Annotated in this window: 11 protein-coding genes; 5 read left to right on the top strand and 6 right to left on the bottom strand. The window is 56.7% G+C overall.

Annotated features, from left to right (window positions below):
- The first annotated feature begins 38 nt into the window (after positions 1 to 38).
- Together BA177_RS04445 and BA177_RS04450 are read left to right on the top strand one after the other, a co-directional pair.
- Positions 39 to 1,658, top strand: a complete 1,620-nt coding sequence (locus tag BA177_RS04445) for an N-acyl-D-amino-acid deacylase family protein (RefSeq protein ID WP_068613417.1) — start codon at positions 39 to 41, stop codon at positions 1,656 to 1,658.
- Positions 1,659 to 3,476 carry a Na+/H+ antiporter NhaC family protein gene (locus BA177_RS04450; protein WP_197493332.1) on the top strand — a complete coding sequence of 606 codons (1,818 nt, stop codon included), beginning with the start codon at positions 1,659 to 1,661 and terminating at the stop codon, positions 3,474 to 3,476.
- Positions 3,477 to 3,499: 23 nt separating this feature from the next.
- On the opposite strand, the gene BA177_RS04455 is transcribed toward BA177_RS04450, so the two are convergent.
- Positions 3,500 to 4,390 (bottom strand): LysR family transcriptional regulator, encoded by an 891-nt coding sequence (locus BA177_RS04455; RefSeq protein ID WP_082989865.1) that lies wholly within the window; start codon positions 4,388 to 4,390, stop codon positions 3,500 to 3,502.
- Positions 4,391 to 4,768: 378 nt separating this feature from the next.
- Here BA177_RS04455 and BA177_RS04465 point away from each other — a divergent pair, with 378 nt between their 5' ends.
- The 3 genes from BA177_RS04465 (at position 4,769) to BA177_RS04475 (ending at position 8,449) form a co-directional block, all read left to right on the top strand.
- Positions 4,769 to 6,319 (top strand): sodium/proline symporter, encoded by a 1,551-nt coding sequence (locus BA177_RS04465; protein WP_068613422.1) that lies wholly within the window; start codon positions 4,769 to 4,771, stop codon positions 6,317 to 6,319.
- Positions 6,319 to 6,825, top strand: a complete 507-nt coding sequence (locus BA177_RS04470; protein WP_068613424.1) for a hypothetical protein — start codon at positions 6,319 to 6,321, stop codon at positions 6,823 to 6,825. Before BA177_RS04465 ends, BA177_RS04470 begins: the two co-directional genes overlap by 1 nt.
- A gap of 418 nt (positions 6,826 to 7,243) precedes the next feature.
- The gene (locus tag BA177_RS04475; protein WP_068613426.1) at positions 7,244 to 8,449 is read left to right on the top strand and encodes a lipid-transfer protein; all 1,206 of its coding nucleotides are present in this window, start codon (positions 7,244 to 7,246) and stop codon (positions 8,447 to 8,449) included.
- A 25-nt stretch (positions 8,450 to 8,474) separates the two neighbouring features.
- Here the strand turns inward: BA177_RS04475 and BA177_RS04480 are convergent, their stop codons facing one another.
- The 5 genes from BA177_RS04480 to BA177_RS04500 are packed head-to-tail and all read right to left on the bottom strand — an operon-like array spanning position 8,475 to position 13,859.
- Positions 8,475 to 9,737, bottom strand: a complete 1,263-nt coding sequence (locus tag BA177_RS04480; RefSeq protein ID WP_156762696.1) for a spinster family MFS transporter — start codon at positions 9,735 to 9,737, stop codon at positions 8,475 to 8,477.
- Between the two features lie 43 nt (positions 9,738 to 9,780).
- Positions 9,781 to 11,331, bottom strand: coding sequence for a class I adenylate-forming enzyme family protein (locus tag BA177_RS04485; protein ID WP_068613438.1), 1,551 nt, complete (start codon positions 11,329 to 11,331; stop codon positions 9,781 to 9,783).
- 5 nt (positions 11,332 to 11,336) lie between these two features.
- On the bottom strand, positions 11,337 to 12,140 hold the full coding sequence (locus BA177_RS04490; RefSeq protein WP_068613441.1) for an L-fucose dehydrogenase: 804 nt from the start codon (positions 12,138 to 12,140) through the stop codon (positions 11,337 to 11,339).
- Between the two features lie 2 nt (positions 12,141 to 12,142).
- On the bottom strand, positions 12,143 to 12,970 hold the full coding sequence (locus BA177_RS04495) for an amidohydrolase family protein (RefSeq protein WP_068613444.1): 828 nt from the start codon (positions 12,968 to 12,970) through the stop codon (positions 12,143 to 12,145).
- Between the two features lie 13 nt (positions 12,971 to 12,983).
- A complete protein-coding gene (locus BA177_RS04500; protein ID WP_068613447.1) occupies positions 12,984 to 13,859 on the bottom strand; it encodes a fumarylacetoacetate hydrolase family protein in 876 nt (291 codons plus the stop codon).

Below are 13,859 nucleotides of genomic sequence, written 5' to 3' on the forward strand. Positions count from 1 at the left end.
CGTTGCAAGCAATTAAGACAAACTCCTGAGGACCAAAGATGGCTATAAATGCAATGTTGAAATCCGCTGTTAGTAACACATTCCGGCGCTTGCCGACCGCTCTGTTGTGTATTGGCATGGCGCTCCCTGGTGCGGCGTTGGCGGAGGATTTTGACATTCTTATCAAAGGTGGTGTCGTCGTGGATGGTTCCGGCGCACCGCGTTTTGATGCAGATGTAGCCATCCGCGGTGATCGCATAGTTTTTGTTGGCGAAGTACCGGCGGATGCGACAGCCGACAAAGTCATCGACGCGACGGGAAGAATCATCGCTCCCGGGTTTATCGACCCGCATTCCCACGCCGCGCCGGGCATCGAAACGGCAGAGCTTGCCGCTGCCGAGCCGATTTTGTACCAGGGAATAACCACCGTCATGATCAACCCCGACGGCGGTGGCCCGGCGGACCTCAAGCCGCAAATCGATAACATCAATCGCATCAAGCCGGGCGTCAACGTGGTGCCGACGATCGGGCACAACGGCGTACGTCGTGCGGTCATGCAGACGGACGACCGTTCACCGACCGATGCAGAACAAGCTGAAATGGAGCGTCTGGTCAGGGCCGCCATGGAAGCGGGTGCTTTTGGTTTGTCGACCGGGCCGTTCTACGTGCCAGGCAAATACTCGACAACGGAAGAGTTGGTTGGATTGGCACGGGTTGCAGCGGAATTTCCGAACTCGTTTCATATCAGCCATATTCGGGACGAATCAAGTTATGACGTTGGTGTCATCGGGGCCATCGAGGAAGTCATACGCATTACGCGGGAGACTGGCCTGCCTGGCGTTGTTACCCACATGAAAATGCTCGGACCGCAGGTCTGGGGGAAATCCAAAGACGCGATTCGTATCATCAATGCAGCGCGCGCCGAAGGACTCGAAATTTGGGCCGACCAGTACCCTTACTCGGCATCCGGCACCGGTTTGCAGGCTGCGCTGGTTCCGGGTTGGGCGCAGGCAGGTGGCGAAGCGGCCATGATCGAGCGCCTGGAAGATGCCGAGCAGCTCAAAGAAATCCGGCCTGAGATGGCGCAGAACCTTGAGCGTCGTGCGGGGCCGAACGCTGTCATGATCCGAGATTACCCGCCGGCACCCGAGTACGTTGGCAAACGACTGGACGACATTTCCAGCTTGCGCGAAGAAGAACCGCTGGATACCGCCATTGAAATGTTAAAGAACGGCGGGGCGCCGATTATCTCCTTCAATATGTACGAGCGGGATCTCGAAGCGATCATGCGTCAACCCTGGACGATGACCAGTTCTGACGGTTCGCTGGTTACGCCAGGAAAAAGCCTGAATCATCCGCGAGCCTATGGTGCATTCCCGCGCAAGATCAAACGCTACGTGCTGGACAGCGGCATTCTGACACTCGAACAGGCCATTCATTCGTCATCTGGTTTGACGGCCAGCGTTTTCTCGATCGAAGACCGCGGGCTTATCCGTACGGGCCATTTTGCCGATATTCTGGTGATCAATCTGGATACTGTTAGCGATCGTGCCACGTACCAGGATCCCGAAGTCTTGTCCGAGGGTATGGATTACGTGATCGTGAACGGCAAAACGGCAATCGATGCCGGCAAGCTGGTACCGAGCCGGTCGGGGCGAGTGCTGTTGCGGGACCACTAGGTGGCGGGCGGCAATAGCTCTCAATCGGGCCTGGAGACTGAGCCAGCGGCGTCGCAATCGTTACGCGCGAGATTGGCCAGGGCTGGCAGCAGTCCGCCGTTTTTGTTCATACTCGCGGCTCTGCTGGTCTCCGTCTGGATATCGTCAAGCGTCAATCCGACCTGGGTTGAGCAGAAAACTACCTACAATGTAGAAGTCGCTGACGACGGCAGCCTGACCTACCGTTACAAAGGTCAAAGCACGCGCATTGATGACGTGGTGCCGTACGAGCAGTCGCCTTTGCGTCAGTCTGAGTTGGACAAGTTAACAGAGGCGCCGGGACTTGAACGCCAATGGGTGTCGGAGACGCTCGCCTCCGGCGGTGACACGGCGGTGCGTTACTCGCTGCTAGAAGCGCGGTTTCATTTCGGCGTCTGGTCATTGCTACCAGCACTGGCCGCTATTGTTTTGTGTCTGATAACCAAAGAAGCGCTCCTGTCCCTGTTTATCGGCACGGTTATCGGTGCCTTCATGCTGGGGCGGTTCGATATTACGGACGCGGTGCTTATACCGAGCCTTGCCAGTACCAGCGCGGCGTCGGTGTTGCTGTTGTACTTGTGGCTGGTTGGCGGCTTACTGGGCATTTGGTCGCGGACAGGTGCCGCTCAGGCGTTCGCGGAGTTCATGACACGGCATTTCGTCAAAGGTCCGCGAACCGCCAAGTTCGTGTGCTGGATGATGGGTGTACTGTTTTTTCAGGGGGGAACGATCAGCGTTGTGCTGGTTGGGACGATCGTCAAACCGGTGGCTGACAAAGAGCGCATTAGCCATGAGGAGCTTGCCTATATTGTTGACTCCACTGCATCGCCCATCGCTTCGCTGATTGCGTTCAATGCCTGGCCAGCCTACGTGCAGGCATTGATATTTGTACCCGGCGTCAGCTTTCTGGCGACAGAAAATGATCGTATCCGGTTTTTCTTTGACAGTATTCCGTTCAGCTTCTACAGCCTGTTTGCCGTGCTCGGCACCTTGTTGCTGTCGTTCGGCGTGATGCACGTGGCGGGGCCGGGTTTGCGCCGTGCGCGCGAACGCGCGCGCTCAACCGGTGAGCTGGATGCGCCGGGCGCATTGCCACTCAGTGCGAAGGAAATACAGATACCCGACATACCGGAAGGCTATCGGCCAGGCTTGTCCGAGTTCTTCTTGCCATTGATCCTGCTGATCAGTATCGCTGTCGGTACCTTCGTATACACCGGTACACCTCGCGTGAACTGGGGTTTCGGTGCGGCATTGATGTCGGCTATTTGCCTTGCGTTGTTTAACGGCATGAGCCTGCGCAACGTAATCGAAGGACTAGGCTCAGGTCTCAAAGGCGTGGTGCTTGCCTCGGTCATTCTGCTGATGGCAGTGACAATTGGTGGTATCAGCCAGGAGGTAGGCGCGGGCATCTACCTGGTTGAATTGCTCGGCGACCAGATTTCCTACTGGATGCTGCCAGTGGCGCTGCAACTGATCACGATGGTTATCGCCTTTTCAGCCGGTACCAGCTGGGGTACCTACGCGATCGCATTTCCACTGGCCATGCCGCTGGCCTGGGCTGTTGCGATAAACAGTGGTGTTAGTGATCCCGCCTTGTTCATGTCGATATGTTTTGCGACTGTATTGAATGGCAGCGTGTACGGCGATCAATGTTCACCTATTTCAGATACGACAGTGCTCAGTGCAATGACAACAGGTTGTGATCTCATGGACCACGTCACGACGCAGATCGTGCCTGCGAGTATTGCGGCGGGATTGGCGGCGATACTGTGGACTGTACTCACCATAGCGCTGGTGTAGTGACGGCCAGCGTGCGTGCGTTATCAGCGGTCGTCGCTGGACTTGATGACCTTCTTCATGAGTCGCACGAGTTTCTCTGCAAGCTGGGATAACGGACGGTCTTCAAGAAACGTGCAATACACAGTAAGTGGCGCCATATCAGCGAGCGGCCGGTAATCCAGCGATTCGCTCATGTTGGCGCGGGCGGTGAATTCGTCAATGATTGCGAAACCCACTCCGTGGCGCACCAGTGCTGCTGCAACATAGTAGGTCTGTACGGTGATTTTCTGGCGCGGCGGAGTGGGCTGGTCAGGGTCTTCATTGAACAGTGAGCCGACATAGCCGGAGCCAGACAGTCCGATTAGTTTGCGCGAAGCCAGCATTTCCTGCGTAAGTTCGGGTGGTGCGTTGGCAAAATTCTCACGCCGAAACAATGCGACCATGTTGCCTTGCCCAACACGAATGGCTTTCAGGCGAGGGTGGCTCGGCGCATCAAAGCTGATCGCCAGGTCGCAACGGCGCTCGTACAGTGATCTAAGGATGTCCTTGTTGTGCAAGGTTTGAATATCGAGGGATACCGCCGGTTCCAATTCGTGCAGCATCGCAACGGCAGATGGGGCGACATCCAGGCCGAGCGATGGCAATACCGCCAAACGCAGCGAACCGTCGCCATGTTTGAGATTCGCTGTTGTCTCACGTAACGATTCGTAACGTTGATAAAGCTCCTGCGCCTCCCGATAGATAACATGTGCCTCTTCGGTTGGCACGAGCCGCCCTTTGACCCGGCGAAACAGCGGCAACCCTATGCGGCTTTCTGCGTGTCGTAGCACCTTGCTCACTGAAGGTTGCGAAACGTGCAACAGCCGCGCTGCTGCGCTGACTGAGCCGGTTTGATAAACGGCGTGGAAGATTTCGATATGGCGGAGGTTCATCATAAGGCGGCGATCCGGGCGTTCTTTGTGACCAAGCGATACAAGTCGAGTGCCGGATCATACGCTGATTGGAGGACAGTTTCGTAACTGCCACTTGTATGCCGGGCATTTTTCCGCCAGTTCATCATCGACTCATGCATAACGTTGCAGCACTCCGTACTGTTTTTCTGAGCGTTGCAGGTTTGGCGGGGCTTGGTCTCCAGCGGATTAAGTGGCAAAGTCTTCAACGAGCTGTTCAGCCGTAGCAGGAAGGGGAGGTGCATTGTTTAATCTACCACCGTTCACGTTGGCCGTAGTTGTGGGAGTACCGGCATTCTGGATTCTCTACACCTGCGTTTTCTGGTACCTGTCGCGTCACTATGACCGTGCGGATAATGACCAATGAGCATCCAGTTGGTATTCCTGCTGCTCTATTTCATTGCCATGGTCGGTATTGGTGCTGTTGTCATGCGTCGCAGCGGCCGTGGTACCGAAGAGTTCCTGCTCGGGGGGCGGTGTCTTGGCCCCGGCGTTACTGCGCTCAGACTGCAAAGCTCATCGATGTCCGGCTACATGTTTCTGGGCGCGGGCTCGCTCGGCTACACCCAGGGCTATTTCGGGATGTGGTACGCGCTCGGCGATATCGGCGGCGGTATTCTCAACCTGTCGGTGCTCGGCAGACGAATGCGAAAACTCTCGCAGATTCTGGGCTCAATCACTTCAATCGAGTACCTAGAGCACCGCTATCCGTCGAAATGGACCCGTGGCATTGCTGCGCCTATCGCACTTTTTTGTATCTTCTTTTACGTGCTGGCGCAGTTCATTGCGGGTGGGCGCGGTCTTGAAATTGTCTCTGGTGTTTCTTATCCCGTCGCTCTCGCCGTAGCCATAGGAGTTATCGTTCTTTACACCTACCTCGGTGGCTACCTGGCGGTTGCATACACAGACTTTGTACAAGCCATCGTTATGCTCGTTGGCATGCTGTGGGTCCTGATTGGAACATTGCAGGCTGTTGGTGGCTTGAGCGACGGAAATCAAGCTATTGGCGCGCTGGATCCCACCTTGCTGACAATGTGGGGGCGCGGTCTGGCATTCGAGGGTCAGTGGGGCATCGTGATCGGAGCGTTGCTGATCTTTTCAATCGGCTACATGGGCTGGCCGCACGTGGTGGTGAGTCACATGGCTATGAAACGGCCGGGCGTTGCCAGGAAAGCCGGCGTCTATTCACTGCTCTTCAACGTACTTTTCATCCCGGGTCCCTATTTGATCGGTTTGTTTGCATTGTTGCTGGTGCCGACGTTGGCCAATCCGGAGATGGCAGTATTTTCTGTCGCGGAAGCCGTGCTGCCGCCATTTGCTGTTGGGATTGTGATGGCGGCGATAATGGCGGCCATCATGTCAACCGCCGATGCTTTGTTGCTGCAGTCGGGGACGATAGCCAGCCAGGACATCTACGCGCGATTCATCAACAGAAGCATGTCCGAGCAACAAATGGTTTGGGTGTCGCGGGTCATCGTATTGAGCCTGGCGGTCATCGGCTATGCCATTGCCGTTGTGGAACCGCCGGCCGTCGCCAGTATCGTGATCTTTTCGACAACCGTATTGGGTAGTGCGTTTGTGCCTGCCTACGTTTGTGCAGTCTGGTGGAAGAAAGCCAATGCCGCAGGAGCGATCGCTTCCATGCTTGCTGGTACGCTCAGCTCGGTCAGTTGGGAGTTGTTGGCGATGCCCGCGGCTACGGGTCTGGACCCGATGGTTATTGGCCTGGCGCTGTCGACTACGACGATAGTCGTGGTCAGCTTGCTGACACAAAAATCGCACCCGGTACCCGAGCGAATTCGACGAGCAATTGATGAGACAGCGAGACTCTCCCCGATACCGGCTTCGCTCCGTCGCGGGCAAGATTCCAGCCTGTCGGCACAAGCCGATATTCTGGCGCGCGAACATAGTTGATGGTGCAGTACGCCTTTCAGCCAGAGCTCGATGAAAACGATGCCTGGCACGCAATTGAAGAGCGGCTGCCAGATATCAGCAGGGTTGCCGCCGAGTTGCGGCACCACCCGTTTTCCGGATTCATTCATCGTGTTTACTGCGACATGCGGGACCGGTCGCGTGCTGAGGATGTGCATACGCTTGTTGACCGATATACCGGCAAGGCCTACCTGACGCCAGTGTGGCCGAAACTGGAAGTGCTGCCGGAGAGCAGTGCGGTTGGCAGCGCAGCCGACCCTGGGTGGAATTCAGTTTCTTTCGAGCACGCGCAACAGCTTGCGTTGCAACTGCTGCGCACGGCAACGTTGCGCCGATTACGCCTGCTGCGTCGCAAGGCACCCGAAAAGAAACAAGGCTACGAATTAATATGGAAACCCAACTGGGTGTTAACCGGCATGCATGGACGTCAGGAGCTGAGAATACTGGTCGACGGCCTGAGCGGATCGTACTACGTGATCGGATCGTGATACCCGCCGTTGAGCTGTTGACAGACAGAGTGCCAAGCCTCCACCCCTCGGCCAAATGGGTTACAGAATGTGCGCGATTTGACGAGCATGCCGGTTGCAAAAATGCGATAGGGCATAAAGCACAAACGCTGGCGCAAACCGATAGTGTTTGTGCCTTCCGTTGCTCCTCTAGTAGTAACGCATTGAGCCCTGGTTCACCATGACCACGGCGGTGACCGGTGGATCCCGAGAGTAACTGTTGCGAATTCTTATTGGGCGATTCTGTGTTTGGTAGCACCTCGGCCACAAATTAGGTGACGTTTGTGGTCACCCGGGTATTGCAAAAATACACCTGAAAATTGCGCTGCTTTTTGTCAATATAGAGTTCGTTTCGGACGCGCAATAACAACAGGCAGACAATACCGGTGAGCCAATTCAGATGAGCAATTCTTCCTTTGATCAGGTTGTCGTTGCGGGTGTCGGCATGATCCCGTTTGCCAAACCGGGTGCGTCCGAAAATTTCGATGTCATGGGCGCCCGGGCTGCGACTTTGGCACTGGCTGATGCCGGCCTCGACTACGCCGATATCCAGCAAGCCGTTGTTGGGTATGTCTACGGTGACTCAACCTGCGGGCAAATGGCCTTGTACCGGGTAGGTATGTCCGGCATTCCTGTCAGCAACGTCAACAATAATTGCGCCACCGGCTCGACGGCCCTGTTTCTGGCTCGACAGGCCTTGGCAAGTGGTGATGTTGATTGCGTGCTGGTGCTGGGGTTCGAGCAGATGCGGCCGGGCGCTATCGGTGCAGTGTTTGCTGACCGGCCGGGGCCGTTTGATCGCTTTGATGAAGTCAGCAAGGCCATCACCGGACAGCCGGACTTGCCGCCGGCGTTACGCTATTTCGGTGGGGCTGGGTTACGGCACATGGAGAAGTACGGCACTACCCTTGAGGATTTTGCTGCTATTCGGGCGAAAGCGAGTCGCCATGCTGTGCACAATCCCAACGCGGTATTTCGCAATGAGGTCAGCCGGGACGATGTGCTCAATTCGCCGGTCCTTTGGCCGGGGGTCATGACCCGGTTGATGGCCTGCCCACCCACTTGCGGTGCGGCGGCGGCGGTGCTGGTGTCGCCGGCGTTTGCGAAAAAACACGGCATTGATACAACAGTTCGTATTGTTGCGCAAAGCATGACCACTGATCGACCAGCGACGTTTGCGTCGAATGACATGATGCAACTGGTAGGCTACGGTCTTTCGCAATCCGCCAGTCACCAGGTGTACGAAAGCGCCGGTGTTGGGCCCGACGACATTGACGTGGCAGAGCTGCACGATTGTTTTGCTCACAACGAGTTGATCAGTTACGAGGCTTTGGGGTTATGCCCGGAAGGCGGTGCGCAGCAATTCATCGCGGATGGTGACAATACCTATGGCGGCAAGGTGGTTACCAATCCGTCCGGCGGTTTGTTATCCAAAGGCCATCCACTCGGTGCGACCGGCCTGGCGCAATGCCATGAGCTGGTGTCGCAGCTCCGCGGCACTGCAGAGCATCGCCAGGTTGCAGGCGCAAGACTGGCCTTGCAGCACAATCTTGGTCTCGGTGGCGCCTGCGTCGTTACGCTCTATCAGCGGGTTGACCCCGCTTAGCGTCAGACTTTGGCCGGTCTCCGCCCTATTGTGGGAGGTCTAGATCGCTCGCGATGTGGCGCGAGCCCCGCCAGAACCACCAAAACGCGAGCAGATTCAACGGTACGATTGACAACAGGCCGTAGCGCAGAGAATCGTCGCCGAATGCCGGGTTCAGCAGGTCACTGATCAAGCCCACGACGACCGGCCCAAAGCCCATGCCAATCAGGTGAATAACGAGCAGGAACAATGCGACCGCGACGGCACGCATGTTGTTTTTAGCCAGTCGTTGCAGCAGCGCGAGTACTGGGACAGTGACGACCGATACCGTGATGACCGGAGCGAGAAACAATGCTGCCGAGAGTCCCGGCCATGGTGCGATGTACATGCCAAGCGTCGGTGGGAAGGTTACGAGCATCGCGATGGCCGGAATGGTCAGATAGGCGGATACATTGCGCGACGACAATCGATCAGCAAGCACTCCACCGGCAATCATTCCGATGCCACCACCGATTCCTCCGACGAGCCCTATGGTTGTCGCCATTTGCATCAGGCTCATGTCGAATGTCCGCATGAAATAGGCGGGTGTCCAGGTGTTCACAGACGATGCAACGAAGCCGATGAGTGCAAAGGCGGGGAAGAAGTACCGGCAGCTTTTTTTGCTGTAGAGGTATTTGATAGTTTCAATGAGTGTGTAGCGATTTTGCTCTGGCCGGGATGCCGGGTCGTCAACCAGCCCGCGCTCCGGTTCGCGAAAAGCCAGCCGAAATATGACCGTCATGACCAGCCCAACGATGCCGAGGATGACGAACGTCATGCGCCAGCCGACGATCGTTTCGAGGTAACCGCCGGCCAGGCCAGCCAGCATGGTGCCAACCGGCACGGCTACGTGATAGATGCCGATCGCCTTGCCGCGGTCCGTGGGTTTGAAAAGATCACCAATCAAAGAGTTGGCCGATGGCGTCAGGCCGGCTTCACCTATGCCCACACCCATACGTGCGATTGCGATCGTCAGGTAGCTGCTTGCAGCACCGGTCAGTGCGGTCATCACACTCCATATTGCAGAGCAGGCGGTGACCAATTGCGTGCGACTGAATCGATCCGCGAGCGTGGCAATCGGCAGTCCCATTACCGTATAGAACAGTGCAAATGCGAGTCCAGCCACGAAACCCGCTTGCGTGTCTGTCAGCGATAAATCGTGCTTGATGGGTTCCAGTAAAATGTTGATGATGTGCCGATCAATGATGTTGATCACGTACACGGATACCAGCAAGCTGAGCATGAACCATTTATGGCGCGAATTGGACACGGGGTGTTTCCTGCCTTTTTATGTTGTCACGGCTGAGCCGTTCTTAGCTGGCGGATTGCAGTCTTGCGTTGTATTCCTGCAGTAATTGAAGCTTCATCACTTTTCCCAGCGTATTGCGTGGAAAGCTGGATTCATAAACAATGACTTCACGAACTCGTTGGTGTTTCGCGAGACGTTCGTTGACCCAGTCGCAGATGCTGGCAGCATCGACATTTTGGGTTGCAGAAAGCACAACAAAGGCCACCGGCACCTCACCCCATTTGTCATCGTCAACGCCTATCACTGCGGCGTCACTGATTGCTGCATGTGACAGCAGTACGGATTCGATATCGATGGGGTAGACGTTCAGGCCGCCGGACAAGATCATGTCCTTCAGTCTGCCGCGTAGTGTAAGAAAACCCTGCTCGTCGAACTCACCGACGTCCCCGGTCCGGATATAGGTACGACCATCGACGGTCTTCCATACGAGATCGGCATTGGCTTCGGCACGATTCCAGTAGCCACTGAGCAGTCCATCCGAACAGCCGACAATCTCGCCTGTACCTTCAAATGTTATGTCCTGGCCGCTGGCGTTCACGATGCGCAGGTCACAGCCCAGTATGGGCCGGCCAACCGAGTGCCAGTTGGTTTGCATGTCCTGTGGGGACATGATGGTCGCAACGCCTTCTGTCAAACCCCACAGCTCGTAAAGTGCATTGCCTGTGAGCCTTTGAATCTCGCGTTTGACGGGTTCGGGCATCGGTGAACCGGCCGTGATGGCCGATTCAAAACAGGTGAGACCGGCATTCTCGATGTCAGGGTGTGCCAGCAGGGCTTGCGCCATTGCGGGCACGATGAATCCGTGCGTGGGTTTCAGGCTTCTTACCGCGTCAATAAAAGCATCCGGCGTGAAGGCAGGCAGTATCGCCGTCGTCGCTCCCATCCATTTTGCGGGGCTCCAGCTTAACCACGCGCCATTGGAGTGCATTGGAATGGCCGACAGCGCGACACTCCGATAATGAAAGCGGAACTCCGCGGCAAAGGTGGAAGCAAACGCCAGACGGGCACCGTGACTGTGCGCAATTCCCTTCGGAGTTCCGGTCGTGCCCGATGAGTAAATGATGACGGCGAGTTCTTCGGCTCTCAGCGTTATACCGGGGTTGTCGGAGCTCTGTGTTTCAAGCCAGCTTGCAAACGCCGGTCCTGCCGCAACGACCTGCCCTTTGGCGGGCATCGCAGCGTCTGCCAGGGCTTTGTACTCGGTGCTTGTAAAGAGTGTCGTAACCCCGGCATCCGTCAGCATTCGATTGAGTGCCTCGGCGTTCAGCATGGGTGAAAGGGGTACCGCGACCGCACCTGCACGCCAGATACCAAGCAACACTTCGTGTGCCCATGTACTGTTGGTGACCAGCATTCCCACCCGGTCTCCTCGTGCGACTCCGGCATGCAAGAGCGTATTGCCTATCCGATTGCCGGCCGCATTGTAATCGGACCAGCTAAGTCGTTGGTCGCCTTCGATCAAGGCAATTTCCGCACCCCGATACGTGCCGTGTAATGCAATCTGCTCAGCAAGGCTCGTGAATCCAGGTGAGAAGGGCAGTGCTGTCGTGGCCATTGCTGCTATCTCTCCGATTTCAGAATAGTACCGAGGGCTCGGTCCAGGTGGACGTAGCCGCCGTCGACGAACAAGTGCTGGCCGGTGGTGTGCCCGGCTCGCGCCGACAGCAGGAATGCCACCATTGAGGCAATTTCCTGCGGTTCAGTCATTCTCTGGCCTAGTGGTATGCGGGCTTTGATGTGCGTGAGTGTTTCGTCCGGCTCCTGCAACGTCTGCAGCCAATTCTCGTAGGCCGGTGTCATTACTTCAGCAGGCACTACGGCGTTGACGCGTATCCCATGGCTCAGCAGTTCGACCGCCCACTCGCGGGTCAATGCCAGCAGCGCGCCTTTCGCAGCCGCGTAACCAGAGGTACCACCTTGGCCGGTTACGGCCGTCTTGCTGGCGATGTTAACGATCGCGCCCTTGGTTTCCTTGAGCGCTGGCAGCGCGTAGTGAACCAGGTCAAAACAATGGAACAGGTTCTCCGCAATTGAACGGGCGAAGGCTTCAGGTGAGCCCTCGGTCAAGCCCGCACCGTCGTTTCTGCCGGCATTGTTGACGATGCCGTCTATACGTCCGAGCTTCTCCAGCGCGGTGTTGACTGCCTGTGCGCACTTGTCTTGCGTATCGAGGCGCAAGGGCAGGTGCAGAGCAGCTTGACCTGCCTCGCGGAGTTCGGCGATCAGCGCGTTGGCTTCTGTTATCGCAGGGTCGATGACTACGGGAATGGCGCCTTCAGCCGCTATCGCCTTGCAGATCGCCTGGCCAATGCCGCGCGCGCCGCCACTGACCAAAAAAACTTTGTTTTCCAGTTGCAGATTCATGATCAAAATACCCCATAGGCGGCGCTGGCTGTTCCGCCCATAACCAGCGCGACCTCTGCGTCGCTCAATCCTTGTATGGCTCGTTCAGTGACGCTGACAACCTGATCCCAGGATGCGGCCAGGCGGCAGACCGGCCAGTCCGAACCGAACATGAGGCGTTTCGGTCCGAAGGCCTCGAGCGCAACTTCGATATACGGCGTCAAATCCTGCTCTTGCCAGGTCAACCAGTTGGCTTCAGTGACAAGCCCCGACAACTTGCAGTAAACGTTGTCATGTTTCGCCAGCTCATACATCTCGAGTGCCCAGCGTTCTATTCTGCCTTCCTTGATCTCAGGCTTCCCAAGGTGATCCACAATGAAAATCTGTGTGGGGAAATCGGCAACGAGAGCACGGGCCGCTGTCAGGTGTTTGGGATACACGAGAAGGTCGTAGGTATAGTTTTGCTTTCCCAGCGCTGCAATACCGCGCCGGAACGCCGGGTCGTCAATATAGTCCGGCTCTCTCGATTGCAGAATCTGGCGAAATCCGGCGAGTGCGGAATAGTCGGCAAGCGCGTCCAGCTTGGCGTCTATTTGCGTTGATTTCAGGTCGACCCAGCCCACTACTTTTCGTATCCACGGGTATTCTGCCGCAAGCGATAGCAACCACTTTGTTTCGTCCATCGATTCGTCGGCTTGCACGGCGATACTGCCGGCAAAGCCGTGACGTTGCATGTCAGGAAGCACGTCGTCCGGCAGGAAATTGCTGCGCAAGACCTGCATAGAGTCGTCAATCCAGGCATCGCGAACCGGGTCAAAATTCCAGAAGTGCTGATGGGAATCGATCTTCATTCGTACCGGCTGGTCAGGCGACGACAGTTTGCCGGGCGACGCCAAGGTGGTCTATCCCGAGTTCGACGATGTCGCCTGGCCGCAGGTAGCGGGGCGGTTTGAGGCCGAGCCCGACGCCCGATGGTGTGCCAGTCGAGATGATGTCGCCGGGCAACAGGCGCATGCGACAGCTCAGGTAACTGACTATGGTTGGAATGTCGAAGATCAGATCGCTCGTCGAACCGTCCTGCATGATCTCGCCGTTCAATTTCAACCAGATCCTCAAAGCATGCGGATCCGGTATTTCGTCGGCGCTGACAAGATACGGTCCGAGGGGGGCGAAGGTGTCGTAGCTCTTGCCCTTGACCCACTGGCCGCCGCGGCGAAGCTGAGTTTCCCGTTCGCTGACGTCGTTGTGCACGACGTAACCAGCGACATAGTCCAGCGCTTCGGTTGCGGGGACGGTATAGCACTCCCGACCGATAACTACAGCCAATTCAACTTCCCAGTCGGTTTCTGTTGCGAGTGCGGGCTCGCCGTGCAACGGGTAGTTGGTAGGGATGCAAATATCGTCAAAGGGGCCTGTGATGGACGTGGTTGATTTGGTGAATACGACCGGTTCCTCTGGAATATCCATGCCGCTTTCTTTGGCGTGTGTTGCGTAATTCAGGCCAATACAAACCAGTTTGGACGGGCGCGCGACCGGCGGGCCGAGACGTTCGTCCTGGGCAACCAGGGGACAGTTGTTTTCGTTCTGCTGCAACCACGTTGCAAGCCGTGAAAGGCCGTCGTTCGCAAAGAAAGCCTCGTTCCAGTCTTCGCCGAAACGGCGGCAATCCAGACGAGTGCCGTCGCTGGTCTCAACGCCGGGTTGTTCTTGTCCTGATTGTCCGAATCGAATTAATTTCAT

Origin of the sequence: Woeseia oceani (assembly GCF_001677435.1) — a bacterium.
Lineage (GTDB): Bacteria > Pseudomonadota > Gammaproteobacteria > Steroidobacterales > Woeseiaceae > Woeseia > Woeseia oceani.

What these genes read in the sequence shown, in the direction of transcription:
- BA177_RS04445 (WP_068613417.1), top strand. Translation starts at nt 39, where the DNA reads ATGGCTATAAATGCAATGTTGAAATCCGCTGTTAGTAACACATTCCGG.
- BA177_RS04455 (WP_082989865.1), bottom strand. Translation starts at nt 4,390, where the DNA reads ATGATGAACCTCCGCCATATCGAAATCTTCCACGCCGTTTATCAAACC.
- BA177_RS04465 (WP_068613422.1), top strand. Translation starts at nt 4,769, where the DNA reads ATGAGCATCCAGTTGGTATTCCTGCTGCTCTATTTCATTGCCATGGTC.
- BA177_RS04470 (WP_068613424.1), top strand. Translation starts at nt 6,319, where the DNA reads ATGGTGCAGTACGCCTTTCAGCCAGAGCTCGATGAAAACGATGCCTGG.
- BA177_RS04475 (WP_068613426.1), top strand. Translation starts at nt 7,244, where the DNA reads ATGAGCAATTCTTCCTTTGATCAGGTTGTCGTTGCGGGTGTCGGCATG.
- BA177_RS04485 (WP_068613438.1), bottom strand. Translation starts at nt 11,331, where the DNA reads ATGGCCACGACAGCACTGCCCTTCTCACCTGGATTCACGAGCCTTGCT.
- BA177_RS04490 (WP_068613441.1), bottom strand. Translation starts at nt 12,140, where the DNA reads ATGAATCTGCAACTGGAAAACAAAGTTTTTTTGGTCAGTGGCGGCGCG.
- BA177_RS04495 (WP_068613444.1), bottom strand. Translation starts at nt 12,970, where the DNA reads ATGAAGATCGATTCCCATCAGCACTTCTGGAATTTTGACCCGGTTCGC.
- BA177_RS04500 (WP_068613447.1), bottom strand. Translation starts at nt 13,859, where the DNA reads ATGAAATTAATTCGATTCGGACAATCAGGACAAGAACAACCCGGCGTT.